14 protein-coding genes, 1 tRNA gene and 1 pseudogene are annotated in these 13279 nt (G+C 60.3%); 9 read left to right on the top strand and 7 right to left on the bottom strand.

What is annotated here, in order from left to right:
* Nucleotides 1-113 precede the first annotated feature (113 nt).
* Both xylA and xylB read left to right on the top strand, forming a co-directional pair.
* Nucleotides 114-1304, top strand: a complete 1191-nt coding sequence (gene xylA, locus AC061P_RS04465; RefSeq protein ID WP_449648543.1) for a xylose isomerase — start codon at nt 114-116, stop codon at nt 1302-1304.
* Nucleotides 1305-2699: a xylulokinase gene (xylB, locus tag AC061P_RS04460; RefSeq protein WP_449648544.1), complete on the top strand. Its 1395-nt coding sequence runs from the start codon at nt 1305-1307 to the stop codon at nt 2697-2699.
* Here the strand turns inward: xylB and AC061P_RS04455 are convergent.
* Nucleotides 2687-3196, bottom strand: coding sequence for a MarR family winged helix-turn-helix transcriptional regulator (locus AC061P_RS04455; RefSeq protein ID WP_449648545.1), 510 nt, complete (start codon nt 3194-3196; stop codon nt 2687-2689). The genes xylB and AC061P_RS04455 overlap by 13 nt on opposite strands.
* Before the next feature lie 93 nt (nt 3197-3289).
* Here AC061P_RS04455 and AC061P_RS04450 point away from each other — a divergent pair, with 93 nt between their 5' ends.
* The 4 genes from AC061P_RS04450 to AC061P_RS04435 all read left to right on the top strand — a co-directional run bounded on the left by AC061P_RS04450 (nt 3290) and on the right by AC061P_RS04435 (nt 6500).
* A complete protein-coding gene (locus tag AC061P_RS04450; protein WP_449648546.1) occupies nt 3290-4201 on the top strand; it encodes an EamA family transporter in 912 nt (303 codons plus the stop codon).
* A 190-nt stretch (nt 4202-4391) separates the two neighbouring features.
* Nucleotides 4392-4970 (top strand): GTP-binding protein, encoded by a 579-nt coding sequence (locus tag AC061P_RS04445; protein ID WP_480391942.1) that lies wholly within the window; start codon nt 4392-4394, stop codon nt 4968-4970.
* A complete protein-coding gene (locus AC061P_RS04440) occupies nt 4967-5368 on the top strand; it encodes a roadblock/LC7 domain-containing protein (protein ID WP_449648548.1) in 402 nt (133 codons plus the stop codon). The genes AC061P_RS04445 and AC061P_RS04440 overlap by 4 nt, the downstream gene beginning before the upstream one ends.
* 175 nt (nt 5369-5543) lie before the next feature.
* Complete coding sequence (locus tag AC061P_RS04435; protein ID WP_480391941.1) at nt 5544-6500, top strand: DUF2510 domain-containing protein; 957 nt, start codon at nt 5544-5546, stop codon at nt 6498-6500.
* A 103-nt stretch (nt 6501-6603) separates the two neighbouring features.
* Here the strand turns inward: AC061P_RS04435 and AC061P_RS04430 are convergent, their stop codons facing one another.
* Nucleotides 6604-7671, bottom strand: coding sequence for a TauD/TfdA family dioxygenase (locus AC061P_RS04430; protein WP_449648550.1), 1068 nt, complete (start codon nt 7669-7671; stop codon nt 6604-6606).
* Nucleotides 7672-7813: 142 nt separating this feature from the next.
* On the opposite strand from AC061P_RS04430, the gene AC061P_RS04425 reads away from it, so the two are divergent.
* Nucleotides 7814-7895 (top strand) — tRNA-Leu (locus AC061P_RS04425).
* A gap of 128 nt (nt 7896-8023) precedes the next feature.
* Nucleotides 8024-8761 (top strand): DedA family protein, encoded by a 738-nt coding sequence (locus AC061P_RS04420; RefSeq protein ID WP_449648551.1) that lies wholly within the window; start codon nt 8024-8026, stop codon nt 8759-8761.
* A 51-nt stretch (nt 8762-8812) separates the two neighbouring features.
* Here the strand turns inward: AC061P_RS04420 and AC061P_RS04415 are convergent, their stop codons facing one another.
* Genes AC061P_RS04415 through murI form a run of 4 tightly spaced genes read right to left on the bottom strand, consistent with a single transcriptional unit; the run spans nt 8813 to nt 11650 of the window.
* Nucleotides 8813-9352: a HEAT repeat domain-containing protein gene (locus AC061P_RS04415; RefSeq protein ID WP_480391940.1), complete on the bottom strand. Its 540-nt coding sequence runs from the start codon at nt 9350-9352 to the stop codon at nt 8813-8815.
* 49 nt (nt 9353-9401) lie between these two features.
* Nucleotides 9402-10007 carry an RdgB/HAM1 family non-canonical purine NTP pyrophosphatase gene (gene rdgB / locus AC061P_RS04410; protein ID WP_449648553.1) on the bottom strand — a complete coding sequence of 202 codons (606 nt, stop codon included), beginning with the start codon at nt 10005-10007 and terminating at the stop codon, nt 9402-9404.
* Nucleotides 10007-10771, bottom strand: a complete 765-nt coding sequence (gene rph / locus AC061P_RS04405) for a ribonuclease PH (RefSeq protein WP_480391939.1) — start codon at nt 10769-10771, stop codon at nt 10007-10009. The genes rdgB and rph overlap by 1 nt, the downstream gene beginning before the upstream one ends.
* 42 nt (nt 10772-10813) lie before the next feature.
* Nucleotides 10814-11650, bottom strand: a complete 837-nt coding sequence (murI, locus tag AC061P_RS04400) for a glutamate racemase (protein ID WP_480391938.1) — start codon at nt 11648-11650, stop codon at nt 10814-10816.
* Between the two features lie 66 nt (nt 11651-11716).
* Here murI and AC061P_RS04395 point away from each other — a divergent pair.
* Nucleotides 11717-13015: pseudogene (locus AC061P_RS04395) on the top strand (nicotinate phosphoribosyltransferase); the annotation flags it as partial.
* A 3-nt stretch (nt 13016-13018) separates the two neighbouring features.
* On the opposite strand, the gene AC061P_RS04390 reads toward AC061P_RS04395, so the two are convergent.
* Nucleotides 13019-13279, bottom strand: a complete 261-nt coding sequence (locus tag AC061P_RS04390; RefSeq protein ID WP_449648556.1) for a DUF3039 domain-containing protein — start codon at nt 13277-13279, stop codon at nt 13019-13021.

Here is a 13279-nt window from a genome sequence, read left to right as displayed (position 1 = left end):
AACCGCAGTAGTCGCCGAGTGTTGAGCATGCGAGCTCCACATTGACGGAATGGCTTCACCCCAGTAAGTTGTTACAAATAACTTATTGCCACAGTCGTCAACGGAGATCAAAAATGTCTACACAACCAACCCCAGCCGACAAGTTCTCCTTCGGGCTCTGGACAATCGGCTACAACGGCGCAGATCCGTTCGGCGGCCCCACCCGTGCCCCCCTCGATGTTGTGCACGCTGTCGAGAAGCTCGCCGAATTGGGCGCCTACGGCCTCACATTCCACGACGACGATCTCTTCGACTTCGGAACAACCGACGCCGAGCGCCAAAAACAGATTGACCGCCTCAAGCAGGCCCTCAGCGACACCGGGATGATCGTTCCGATGGTCACAACCAACCTCTTCAGCGCCCCCGTCTTCAAAGACGGCGGCTTCACTTCCAACGACCGCGGTGTTCGTCGCTTCGCAATGCGCAAAGCAATGCGTCAACTCGAACTCGGCGTTGAACTCGGCGCCAAAACCTTCGTCATGTGGGGCGGACGCGAAGGGGCAGAGTACGACTCCGCCAAGAACGTGCGTGCCGCGCTCGAGCGCTACCGCGAAGCCCTCAACCTCTTTGGCGACTACGTCACAGAAAAGGGCTACGACATCCGCTTCGCTATCGAGCCCAAGCCCAACGAGCCACGCGGCGACATCTTGCTGCCCACAGTTGGTCACGCGATGGCCTTCATCGAAACCCTCGAGCGCCCAGAACTGTTCGGAGTGAACCCCGAAGTTGGGCACGAGCAAATGGCTGGATTGAACTTTACGTCGGGCATCGCCCAGGCGCTTTACCAAGACAAGCTCTTCCACATCGATCTCAACGGCCAACGCGGAATCAAGTACGACCAAGACCTCGTCTTCGGCCACGGCGACCTCCACAACGCGTTCTCGCTCGTCGACCTGCTCGAAAACGGTGGGCCAAACGGTGGCCAGAGCTACACCGGTCCCCGCCACTTCGACTACAAGCCGAGCCGTACCGAAGATGAAACCGGTGTGTGGGATTCCGCAGCAGCCAACATGCGAACCTACCTGTTACTCAAGGAGCGTGCCGCGGCATTCCGCGCCGACCCTGACGTTCAAGAAGCACTGGTCGCAGCGCGCGTCTTCGAGCTCTCGGAGAACACTCTCGGCGAGAATGAAAGCTATGACGACCTGCTCGCCGACCGCGCATCGTACGAAGACTTCGACACCGATGCCTACTTCAATGGCAAAGGCTTCGGCTTTGTGCGCCTTCAGCAGCTGGCGACCGAACACCTCATGGGTGCCCGCTAAATGACGCTCGTCGCGGGGGTTGACTCGTCAACCCAGTCCTGCAAAATTGTGATCGTGGATGCCCTGACCGGAGCGCTCGTCCGCTCCGGTCGCGCGTCTCACCCCGCAGGCACCGAAGTTGATCCCGAATATTGGTGGTCGGCCCTCCGCGACGCAATTTCGGATGCCGGAGGCCTCGAGGACGTCTCCGCGATTTCGGTCGGTGGACAGCAGCATGGCATGGTCGTTCTGGATGCCGCCGGCCGCGTCATCCGCCCCGCCCTGCTGTGGAATGACACTCGCTCTGCTGCTGCCGCCAACACCCTCAGTTCGGAGTTCCCCGATCTTACCGAGCGCACAGGCTCCGCGCCGGTCGCATCGTTCACGTCAACGAAACTGCGCTGGTTGCGCGATAACGAGCCGGAGAATGCCGCTCGTGTTGCGGCGGTCTGCTTACCCCACGATTGGCTAACCTGGCGCTTGCGCGGTTTCGGCCCCGAGAATGCCGACCTGACCCAACTGACCACTGACCGATCAGATGCCAGCGGAACGGGCTATTTCAGCTCGGTGACGAACGAGTACGACGACGAGGTGCTCACCGCTGCCCTTGGTCGCGGCATGGCAGCCGATGGGGTGGTACTGCCCCGCGTCATTGCCCCAGGTGAGCCTGCTGGAACCGTGGCAGGAACTGCGACCCAGATTGCGTGCGGAGCTGGCGACAATGCCGCGGCCGCACTGGGGCTTGGCGCACGCGCCGGGGATGTCGTCGTCTCCATCGGCACGAGCGGCACAGTTTTCGCCGTTGCCGAGACTCAGGTGCCTGACGCCTCCGGCACAGTGGCCGGATTCGCGGACGCCAGCGGAAACTTCCTTCCCCTCGTCGCGACGATGAATGCGGCCAGAGTGCTTGACAGCACGGCGGCTCTCCTTGGCGTCGATCACCACGAACTCGGCGCACTCGCGCTCGTAGCTGAAGCCGGTTCTGGCGGTCTCGTTCTGCAGCCCTATTTCGAAGGCGAACGAACCCCTAACCTTCCGGATGCCACGGCAACCCTGTTCGGCATGACTCTCGCGTCAACGACCCGCCCGTCACTCGCGCGCGCCGCCATCGAGGGCCTGCTGTGTGGTCTCGCTGATGGTCTCGACGCTCTCCGCACCCAAGGAGTCTCAGCTCACCGCATCCTGCTCATCGGTGGTGCTGCCCAAAATCCTGCCGTGTCGACAATTGCGTCTCAAGTTTTCGTCGTGCCTGTCGTTGTCCCCGAGCCTGGTGAATACGTCGCGCTCGGCGCTGCAGCGCAGGCCGCGTGGGTGCTGACCGGGGCTCGACCAGACTGGAAGATTGCGACAGTGGCGGAACCGGCATCCGATTATCGCCCGGTGATTCGCGAGCAGTACGCCCGCTACTCGGTCTGAGCCGGGCCACTTTCGTGCGCGCCGAGAAGTGCACCAAGTAACTTCTCGAGTTGGCGTCTCTCGGCAGGAGTGAGCGACTCGAGCAGGCGTTCTTCGTTCTCGATGTGATCGGCGAGCGCAGCTTCGATGACTTCCGCGCCGCGCTCAGTGAGAGCCACGCATACTGCGCGGCGGTTCTCGGGGTCGATTTCGCGCGAGATGAACTCTTTTGCGACGAGTCGATCCAGTCGATTGGTGATGGCCCCTGAAGTGACCATGGCGCTGTCGGAGAGGGCTCCGGCGGTGAGTCCGCGGGGTCCAGCATCGGAGCGCAATAGCGTGGCAAGGATGTCAAACTCCCCCGGCTGCAAGCCGTGCGTCGCAAACACGTCGCTCTGCGCTCGCTCGAGCAGGCGCGTTACTCGGGAGAGGCGCCCAAGGACGCCCATCGCTGAGACGTCGAGCTCTGGTCGCACGTGTGCCCATTGGGCGAGGATGCGATCGACGCTGTCTGCCATGAGCTTCCCTAATCCCTCAACGTTGAACTGTTTGACGGATTCAGCATAACTCTCTATATTGTTTAACGTTCAACTATTTAGCATTGAGGAATTATGACGCAGCTACGCGACACCATGGTCACCGCGATCGCACCAATTGCCTGGGGCACCACGTACATCGTGACTACACAGCTGCTGCCCGATGGCCATCCGCTATTTGCCTCACTCGTGCGCGCCTTACCCGCGGGTCTCATAGCGCTCGCCCTCGCGCGACAATTGCCCAGCGGCGCGTGGTGGTGGAAGTCGCTCGTGCTCGGCATCCTCAATATCGGCGCCTTCTTCCCCCTCCTCTTCATCGCTGCATATCGCCTACCCGGCGGCGTCGCCGCCACCCTCGGTGCCGCCCAACCACTGATCGTCGCTGTACTTATCGTCGTGATTTTGCGCCAGAGTGCACCCTGGCGACTCGTCATCTGGGGCATCGTTGGCGCGCTCGGCGTGGCACTGATTGTGCTGCGAGCAACGGCGCAACTCGACACTCTCGGGCTTGTCGCCGGACTCGCGGGCACGGCATCCATGGCAGTCGGCGTAATCTTGTCGAAGCACTGGGGAAAGCCACCCGAGGTGTCGGCCCTCGGATATGCAGGCTGGCTTTTGACCGCCGGCGGAGTGTTCCTATTGCCGATCACCATCATCAGCGAAGGAATACCGGCAGCCCTGGATGGGCCAGCAATCGCTGGCTATGCGTGGCTCGGCATCGTCGGCGGCCTCGTAGCGTACACACTCTGGTTTCGGGGAATACGCCTCGTGCCGCTGACCTCAGTGGCAGTGCTCGGATTGCTCTCGCCGTTAACGGCAGCAGCACTCGGCACGCTTCTTCTCGGAGAACGCTTCAGCCCCCTGCAACTAATCGGCTTTGCGCTTGCCTTGGCCGCGATTGTCGGAGCTCAGATTCCCTCCCGGTCCGCTCGAGTCGCTCGACCAGCTCCAGAACGTACCCCGATGTACCCCGATTCTTCTCGCTAAATTGGTCTAGAAATAGGGCGAATTCTCAGCAACGGCCCCACGTGTTGAGGGGACAGACAGAACGTTCTATGCAGTAATTGTCTAGGCAATTTTCACCGACACCCAAACGGGGGGCTACTACCCCGCATCGGGGGCTTGCATGCTTCAGTAAGAAAGAAGCATAAGAACTACTCCTGGGGGGAGGTATCAGATGTCAGAGCACGTAATCCTGTTTGCAGGGCCCATGGGCGCAGGTAAAACCACTGCCATCCGTGCCCTCAGCGAGATCGAAGTTGTCAGTACAGAAGCCGCGAACAGCGACCGAGCTTCAGCAGACAAAGCGACAACAACGGTTGCTCTCGACTACGGCGAGATCAGCGTCAACGACGCAGAAAAGGTTCGCCTCTACGGCATCCCTGGCCAGAAGCGCTTTGACTTCATGTGGACCATCCTCGCGGAGCGAGCCGAAGGTCTCGTGCTCCTCGTCAACGCCGATGCCGAAAACCCCGTCGAGACCGCTATCGAGTACGTCAAAGAATTCTTCGCCCTCTATGAGCGCGGTGGAATTGTCATCGGGCTCACTCGTGCCGATCTCGTGCCCCAAGCACTCATCGAGGAGTACGCCAACACCCTGGCCGACGAAATGCCCGATGTTCTTATTCCGGTATTCACCGTGGATGCTCGTTCGAACGCAGACATGAACGTGCTGCTCATGACGGTGGTTGCCAACGTCGAACTCAAACGTGCTGTTGCCGCCAACTCAGCACTGACATCAGGGAGGGCACGATGATTGTCGCAACCCACCTGGACCCCACATACATTTCGCGCGGCGAACTTGCCCTCAGCGGACTCAAAGAACTTGCCCCGTCACTGGCCTACGCCACGGTCCTCACCGAGGATGGCTTCAGCGTCGTCAGTGTTGAAGGCAACGCAGTCGACAGCAACCGCTTCGCGAGCATGGCCAGTTCAACTCAAGCCCTCGCCGATGCTGTTGCCCGAGAACTTCAACTCGGAGACAACGAGTTTGTGATCGTCGCGGCCCAACAGGGCCACGTCGTGCAGGTACGAGTCGACGGCCATCCGCTGGTGCTCGCTGCCCTCTTCACCGACAAAGAGACGATCGGCAAATCACTTGCCGCTGCTCGGCGAACTGCACGAAGGCTCACCGTCTTTCTTACCGTCGAGTAACACACAGTTTTCACCCGCATAACCCGAACCACCCGAAGCAGGACCAGGAAATACGAACAGCGAACGATCACTCGTCTAACCCGCAGATCGAACGCTGAATCGAGGAATTTTACCCGCGAGCAGGACCGCGGTGCACCCTCGGCACCGTACACAAATTCACGCAGGAGGCGTGAAGATGACTACATACGCAACCCACATCCCTGCCGGCTGGTACCCCGACCCGCTTGGACTCCCCCAGCTTCGCTGGTGGGACAACCACACGTGGACTGACCAGATCTCTGGAGCACGCGCCCCCCTCGTGCACCAGCTTGTTGACTTCGCTGACCCCACAGAGCTCGAGGGCGACGCCACCATTCACGCCGCTGCCGAACCCGAGTCGGCAGCGACGGGTGGCGCCGTCCCTCCTGAATCAACCTCTACAACGAGCACGCTTCGCCAGCTTGAAGCACCGCTTCCCGAGGACGCCGTAGATTCGGCGACTGCAGGCGATCCCACCGCCGGCTACCGCGATCCCTCCGATGACGACACCGACTTCACCGTTGTCGCCTCTGAGTGGGCTCAGGTCGCCGAAGCCATCAAGATTGCGTCAAGCAACAAGCAAGCAACGGTGTTGGCGATCACGTCATCCAGCTTTCCCATGCTCGTCATCGATGTATTCGAACGTTCGTACTGGTGGAAAGCCGAAATCGCTGACTTCCCCATGTTCCCAGTGAGCATCAACATCCGCAGCCATGTTCGCGATGAGGTAATCATGCCCACTGGTGCAGGGTTCGATCTGAGCTCGCTGCTGTGGATGGTAGGCCTCAACGCCTACGCTCACGCTCCCGCTCCGTGGCTCACTGACGGTGCACGCTACCGTTTGCGCCGCTGGCCAAACATTACGAATCTTCCGCACGATGCCGACCAGCTGCGCATGACCTCGATCCTGAGCCACGCCCCACTCTCGGCGAAAGAACTGGCTGCCATCGCAGAGACTGAGCCTCGTTCGGCCCACGCTCTCGTTGCTGCCCTCAGCCTGATGAACATCCTGCGGGTTCTTCCCGGTGCGAACGAAGAAGAATTTGGGGCCGCCCCAGCAACACCGGCACCCCGCGGATTCTTCGCTCGCCTGCGTGGTCGCCACAGCAAATAGCACTTAACGCACGAACGCGGGCCGTCTGCCTGAGCAGACGACCCGCGTTGTGACGAACCAGCTAGCCGTAGGGCTAGCGTTGGCTCGCTATGAATCCGTGCCTTTAGCTGTGGACCGCAGCGAGCGTGCGACGATCCTCCAGCAGCTGTGGCCAGAGCTTGCGGCGGTCGCGAACAACGAAGCCACGCGCAATGAAACGGTCCTTACCGTCGAAGCGGGGGGCATACATGGAGCGACCGTGCATAGCACGCAGGTTGTCGAGCATGAGCAAGTCACCCGCCTGCAACACGTGAGCATCGCGGTGTTCGATGTAGGTCTCAACAACCTTGCCGAGAAGGCGCTGGGCTTCAGCAGTGATGCCGTGCATGAGGTCCTGGTCAACGAGAATGTACGGGTCATCTTCTGGACCGGTGAGGATCGGGAAGGGGCCGCGTACGTCATCCGGACGAGGAATGTATGGCTGGAAGGACTCGTCAATTGTGGTTGCCCACAGCGGCTGGCGCAGCTTTGCTACGTCTTCGGCTGACATGTGCTGCACAAGCTTGCGACCCGAGAATGCATAGGTCTTAGCGTTTTCGTCGCCACGAAGGGCACCGAGGATGACGTAGTCAGGCTTGAAGACCGAGAAGCATTGTTCGGTGTGGGCTTCAAGCTCAACCTTCGAGCCCTGCGACTGCTGGGTGACAGCAAGCTTCGGGTTCGGAACCATGTCTTGGATGAGGTGGCCGTTGCCCTCAGCCTCGTAAGCGACCATGCTTCCGAGGAGGTGCGCGAGCATCCCCATCTCCTTAGCGAAGACGGTGCGAGCACCGAGACCGCTCTTGTTATCGAGCGGGGTATCTGTCAGGTCTTCATCGACGTACAGTCCACGCACAACCATGATGCCGGCTTCAGAGCCAACTTCAGCAAAATTCAGAACAGCTGCACGAACCTCTTCGGGCAAGCTAAACGCTGCCGCCAGAGCCTGGCGACCGAAGTCATCCGGGTTCTCATTCGGGTGAGCGGTAATTCGCTCTGCAGCAGTATGGATCGCTTCGGCGGTAGCCGAGTCGAGAGTGAACAGGCTCGATTGGAGCTCGTGAACGGTAATGTCGCTCTCCTTGCTTCGTGCGGCGCGCAAGCTGTGGCTCATATGGCTCTTGGCAGGCGCGATCGCGGACATCGTCTCCATAGGGAAGACACCTCTCAAATTACACCCTTCGGGCCCAAAAGTAAGGGCGTCGTCAACGAATCTCGGGGCGTGCACAGCAAAAACGAAGCATTAGCAGAGGTGAACCACGGCGCCCATTTCTCGCGATAAGATTGTCCGGCCAGCGGGAGTGGTGAAATTGGTATACACGCAGGATTTAGGTTCCTGTGCTTTCGAGCGTGCGGGTTCAAGTCCCGCCTTCCGCACAACCGTTTTTCATCCATTCCGGGGGTAATCCCCACAGCGGTGACTCCGTGACTCGCGATACTCTTCTGGTAGTTCATTGCTAACGTCGCCGACTACGCGCACCTAGCCGACGATTCTGGAGAAGCTCTTGGTAGGCACCGCCCTCATCCCCTGGCTAGACCCGAACAACCTCATTGAAGGTTTCGGAGCCTTTGCCTTGCTCGGTGTTGCCTTCATCGTTTTCGCGGAAACGGGACTACTCGTCGGCTTTCTCCTGCCCGGTGACACCCTTCTGGTCATTGCCGGCGTCCTCACGTTCACCGGCGTTATCGGTTTCGACATCTGGTGGGTCTGTCTGGCCATAAGCGTCGCTGCATTCCTCGGCGGCGAAGTCGGATACCTGATTGGGCACAAGGTGGGCCCTCGGATATTCGAGCGAAAAGAAACCGGGCTTTTTAGCGTCGAAAATGTGAAACGCACCAACGCCTTCTTCAGCCGCTTCGGCGGCCTCGCCGTCATTCTGGCTCGCTTCGTTCCTGTCGTGCGCACCTTCGCCCCGGTCGCTGCTGGCGTTGGCCACATGGACTACCGCAAATACTCCATCTACAACGCCATTGGAGCGCTTATCTGGGGTTCAGGCCTCACGTTCGCAGGCTACCTGCTCGGCTACATTCCGCCGTTGCGTGACTTCATCGTCGAATACATCGACCTCATTCTTCTCGCCGCTGTCACCGTCTCAGTGCTCCCCACCGCGTACCACTACTTCCGGTCGTCCTACAAAGCGAAAAAGGCACGCGATGCGGGTCGGGCAGACGCCATCAGCGATGCCGAAGCAGAGCAGCTTTCGCTGCACCCCAAAGACTTCGACCAGAACCTCGACGACTAAGCGGGGTCTGCTCAGCGGGGTCTGCTACTCGGGTCTGCTGAGCGAGTTCTGCTAACCGAGACGCTTACGAAGAGCAGCGACAGCCTGCTGAGCGCTGCGACGAACTTCAATGTCTTCATCCTTGACGAGGGCAGACATCGCATCGATATCGTCAGCTGTGCCGACCGTGCCCAGGGCGCGGGCGGCTGAGGCGCGAACGCGGGGAGTTTCATCCGAGAGGAGCGCCACAAGCTGCTCACGAGCGTCGAGTCGACGAGTGGCAACGACACGCGTCGCCATCTCACGCACTCGCCACGCTTGATTGCTGAGGGCGGTGACTACGACATCCGCAGCACTGTCATCCCAGGCGTGCAGCAGGGCACGGGTGCCCCACAGTTCGGGCCAATAGAGCACAGGGGCGCCGTCGAGAATGCCCTGAGCATGCTCTCCTCCGACGATCAGCAGAAACTCTTTGCCCTCGTTGTTGCCCGCGATAAGCGAGACGGCGCGTTCGACAATGACAGCTTCACCATGTCGTTCGCTGGCGGCCGCGATGCGGGCGGCAATGGGGAGTTCAAGATCTACGGCGTGGGGATCATCATGTTCAGACACCCCACAACTGTACGTTGTTGTGCTGTGTGTGCCGACCGAAGCCCGCGTTTTAGCTTGTGCCGAGCAGTTGAGCGCGAACCGTGGGCATAAGTGCGGTGAATGCCTGAGCTCGGTGGCTGAGGGCGTCTTTCTGCTCTGATGTCAGATCTGCCGATGTTCCCTGCTGACCGTCCGGACGAAAAATGGGGTCGTAGCCGAAGCCCTCAGCACCACTGCGCTCGGTCGCGATCGTGCCAGGCCAGAGCGCGAGTTCAACAAACTCGTGAGTCTCAGCACCGGTGATGGCTGCAGGAACCACGAGGGCGGCGGCACAGGCAAACTGGGCGGCGCGATCATCCACGCCGTCCATATTCGCGAGCAGTAACTCAAGGTTGTCGGTGTCATCGCGCGTGCCCGCGTACCGCGCCGAATGGATGCCTGGGGCACCGCCAAGCGCATCAACACAGATTCCGGAGTCGTCAGCGAGCGCCGGTAATCCGGTGTGGGCGGATGCTGCCCGTGCCTTGATCAACGCGTTCGCCTGAAACGTGTCGCCATCCTCTACCGGCTCTGGCCCGTTGTAGGCGACGAGTTCGAGGCCGTCGAGCGCTGGGCCAAGGATGCGGCGCAACTCAGCGACTTTGTGAGCGTTGTGGGTGGCGAGGACGACTTGCATTAGTTGGCGACTGCTCCAGTGGCATCTGCATCAGGAGTGTCTCCGGCGAGCGATGCGACTTGCATTGCGGTGAGGTCAACAGCTCCGGCGAGCGCAAGGTCGAGAAGGGAGTCGAGTTCGCGACGGTCGAATGGTGCGCCTTCGGCTGTGCCCTGAACCTCGACGAAGAGACCGCGGCCGGTGACGACAACGTTCATGTCGGTCTCGGCGCAAACGTCTTCGACGTAGGCGAGGTCGAGCATCGGCTCACCGTCGATGATTCCGACGCTGACGGCAGCGAGCGAGTCAAAGAGGGCCTTCGAGTTCTTGCCGATGAACTTCTTCTCGCGACCCCACTCGATCGCGTCAGCGAGTGCAACATAGGCACCGGTGATGGCGGCCGTACGGGTACCGCCATCGGCCTGAAGAACGTCGCAGTCAATCACGATCGTGTTCTCGCCGAGAGCCTTCATGTCGACCACGGCGCGCAGGCTGCGACCGATGAGGCGCGAGATCTCGTGAGTGCGGCCGCCAACCTTGCCCTTGACGGCTTCGCGGTCCATACGGCTGTTCGTGCTGCGGGGAAGCATCGAGTACTCGGCCGTGACCCAGCCCTTGCCCTTACCCGCCATCCACCGCGGAACGCCATTGGTGAAGGAAGCCGTGCACAGCACCTTGGTCTTGCCGAAGGAAATCAGCGCTGAGCCCTCAGCCTGGTCGCTCCACCCGCGCTCGATCGTGACTTTGCGGAGTTCGTTGTTTTCGCGACCATCGTGACGTGTCATGTGCTTCTCTCTATCGGTAATTAGGGGTCGTGGTGAAGCTGCTCAGGGCAGCGGCGGGAGATTAATCACGCCAGTATCAAAAGTTTCGACGCGCACAACGTTTGGCCCCATGAATCGGGATGCCAAACGGGTGAAGCCTGACTTGTCTGGCCCGGTCGCTTCAAAGGTGTGAGTCGCTGGTTGAGAGGGGTCGCGCAGCAGATCGTGCGCCACAAGGGTGCTGTAGACGTCAAAGGCGGTCTCTTCAGCACTCGAGACGAGGGTAACGTCGCGGCCCATCACATACTGAATTGCGGCCGAAATGTGCGGATAGTGGGTGCAGCCAAGCACGAGAGTGTCAATCTCGGCGGCTTTGAGCGGTGCAAGATATTCCTCGGCCACCGCGAGCACTTCCGGCCCGGTCGTGACTCCCGCTTCTACAAACTCCACAAATCGTGGGCAGGCTTGAGTAAATAGTTCGATGTCGGATGCCGCAGCAAAAGCATCCTCATAAGCACGCGACTTGATCGTGCCCTCGGTGCCAATCACTCCGACGCGACGATTGCGGGTCTGACGCACTGCCGCCCTCGTGGCGGGCTGGATCACTTCAACAACCTCGATGCCATACGCCTCGGTGTACCGCTCGCGTGCATCCCGCAGCATCGCAGCAGAGGCGGTATTGCAGGCAATCACGAGCAACTTCACCCCATCGTCAACGAGACGATCCATCACTTCGAGGGCATAGCGCCGAACATCCGCTATCGGCTTGGGTCCATACGGCGAGTGAAGAGTGTCACCAACGTAAACGATCGACTCGTGGGGCAACTGGTCGATGATGGCACGGGCTACGGTGAGGCCGCCAACTCCGGAGTCGAAAACGCCAATGGGTGCATCAGTCACGCTCTCAATCGTAGTGGGGGATGTCCGTTGAGACCCTGACAGCCCTCACGGTCTGTCGCGTACGCTAATCAGGTGAGTACCGCTCTGCTAACTGACCAATACGAGCTCACCATGCTCGACGCCGCAATCGGCAGTGGCCGCCATGAACGCCCCTGCGTTTTCGAAGTGTTTGCCCGCCGACTTCCCGACAGCCGTCGCTACGGCGTTGTCGCTGGAACCGGTCGCCTTCTTGAACTGGTTGAACAGTTTCGTTTCGGCGACGACGAGTTGTCGTTCTTGAAGCAGAACAAGATCGTTGGACCAAACACCATCGACTGGCTAGCCAACTACCGCTTTACCGGAAACATCACGGGCTACCGCGAAGGTGATGCCTACTTCCCCGGCTCTCCCGTGCTCATCGTCGAGGGCTCATTTGCTGAGGCTGTACTGCTCGAAACTTTGGCGTTGAGCGTGCTCAACTATGACTCCGCCGTGGCATCCGCTGCTGCGCGCATGGTGTCTGCCGCCGACGCGCGACCTATCGCCGAGATGGGATCACGTCGCACGGGCGAACGTTCTGCCGTGGCATCCGCTCGCGCCGCCTATATTGCCGGGTTCAGCGCAACGAGCAATCTCGAAGCCGGTCGCAGTTGGGGCGTGCCAACGATGGGTACCGCAGCCCACTCATTCACGCTCTTGCACGATTCAGAAGAAGAAGCATTTCAGGCACAGGTTGATGCTTTTGGGCCTTCGACGACACTGCTCGTCGACACCTATGATGTCGAAACGGCAGTAGCGCTTGCGGTCAAGGTCGCTGGCCCTGACCTTGGCGCGGTGCGAATCGACTCTGGTGACCTTGCCGTTCAGGTCGCTGCCGTTCGCGCTCAACTAGATTCTCTCGGAGCAACCAACACCCGCATTACGGTCACCAACGACCTCGACGAGCATGCGATTGCTGCGCTGCGGGCGGCACCTGTCAACTCGTTTGGTGTGGGAACTTCGGTCGTAACCGGCTCGGGGCATCCCGCTGCTGGCATGGTCTACAAGCTGGTGGCCCACCACAACGACGCCGGTGAGTGGGTGTCTGTTGCCAAGAAATCGACAGCAAAAGCTACCGTCGGTGGGCACAAAGCTGCCATCAGAACTCTCGAAGGCGGTCTGGCCGAAACCGAGTTGATTTATCAGGCTTCTGAGGGCCGCCCCGCGGTGACGGGTCGCGACCTCATTGTTGACCTGGTCTCGAATGGGTTGGCGGATGCTCGTTGGCTCGGTCGCGAAGGAACCCTTGCCGCACGGGAGCACCACCAGAACGCTCTGGCAGAGCTTCCCCAAAACGCTTTCCGGCTGTCACGAGGCGAACCCGTTGTGCCAACCGTGTACCGCTAAGAGCTAGGCTTTCATCTTTTCGTAGACCTCTTTGCAGGTCGGGCACACAGGAAACTTCTCAGGGTCGCGGCCCGGGGTCCACAGCTTTCCGCAGAGTGCGCGGATGGGTTTGCCGGAGAGCGCTGATTCCATGATTTTGTTCTTGGGCGCATAGTGCGAGAAGCGTTCGTGGTCGCCCTCTTCAACCTGCTCTTGATTGAGCAGTTCTTCAAGTTCGCGGTCGAGAGTGTCGGTTCCGCCGCCAGTGTGATCGGTGTCAGCCAT

The sequence above is a fragment of the Rhodoglobus sp. G.S.4 genome, from assembly GCF_056619605.1.
Note: the sequence above shows the minus strand (reverse complement) of the source record. Positions and strands in the feature narration are given on the sequence as shown.

What these genes read in the sequence shown, in the direction of transcription:
- xylA (WP_449648543.1), top strand. Translation starts at nt 114, where the DNA reads ATGTCTACACAACCAACCCCAGCCGACAAGTTCTCCTTCGGGCTCTGG.
- xylB (WP_449648544.1), top strand. Translation starts at nt 1,305, where the DNA reads ATGACGCTCGTCGCGGGGGTTGACTCGTCAACCCAGTCCTGCAAAATT.
- AC061P_RS04455 (WP_449648545.1), bottom strand. Translation starts at nt 3,196, where the DNA reads ATGGCAGACAGCGTCGATCGCATCCTCGCCCAATGGGCACACGTGCGA.
- AC061P_RS04450 (WP_449648546.1), top strand. Translation starts at nt 3,290, where the DNA reads ATGACGCAGCTACGCGACACCATGGTCACCGCGATCGCACCAATTGCC.
- AC061P_RS04445 (WP_480391942.1), top strand. Translation starts at nt 4,392, where the DNA reads ATGTCAGAGCACGTAATCCTGTTTGCAGGGCCCATGGGCGCAGGTAAA.
- AC061P_RS04440 (WP_449648548.1), top strand. Translation starts at nt 4,967, where the DNA reads ATGATTGTCGCAACCCACCTGGACCCCACATACATTTCGCGCGGCGAA.
- AC061P_RS04435 (WP_480391941.1), top strand. Translation starts at nt 5,544, where the DNA reads ATGACTACATACGCAACCCACATCCCTGCCGGCTGGTACCCCGACCCG.
- AC061P_RS04430 (WP_449648550.1), bottom strand. Translation starts at nt 7,671, where the DNA reads ATGGAGACGATGTCCGCGATCGCGCCTGCCAAGAGCCATATGAGCCAC.
- rdgB (WP_449648553.1), bottom strand. Translation starts at nt 10,007, where the DNA reads ATGCAAGTCGTCCTCGCCACCCACAACGCTCACAAAGTCGCTGAGTTG.
- rph (WP_480391939.1), bottom strand. Translation starts at nt 10,771, where the DNA reads ATGACACGTCACGATGGTCGCGAAAACAACGAACTCCGCAAAGTCACG.
- AC061P_RS04390 (WP_449648556.1), bottom strand. Translation starts at nt 13,279, where the DNA reads ATGGCTGACACCGATCACACTGGCGGCGGAACCGACACTCTCGACCGC.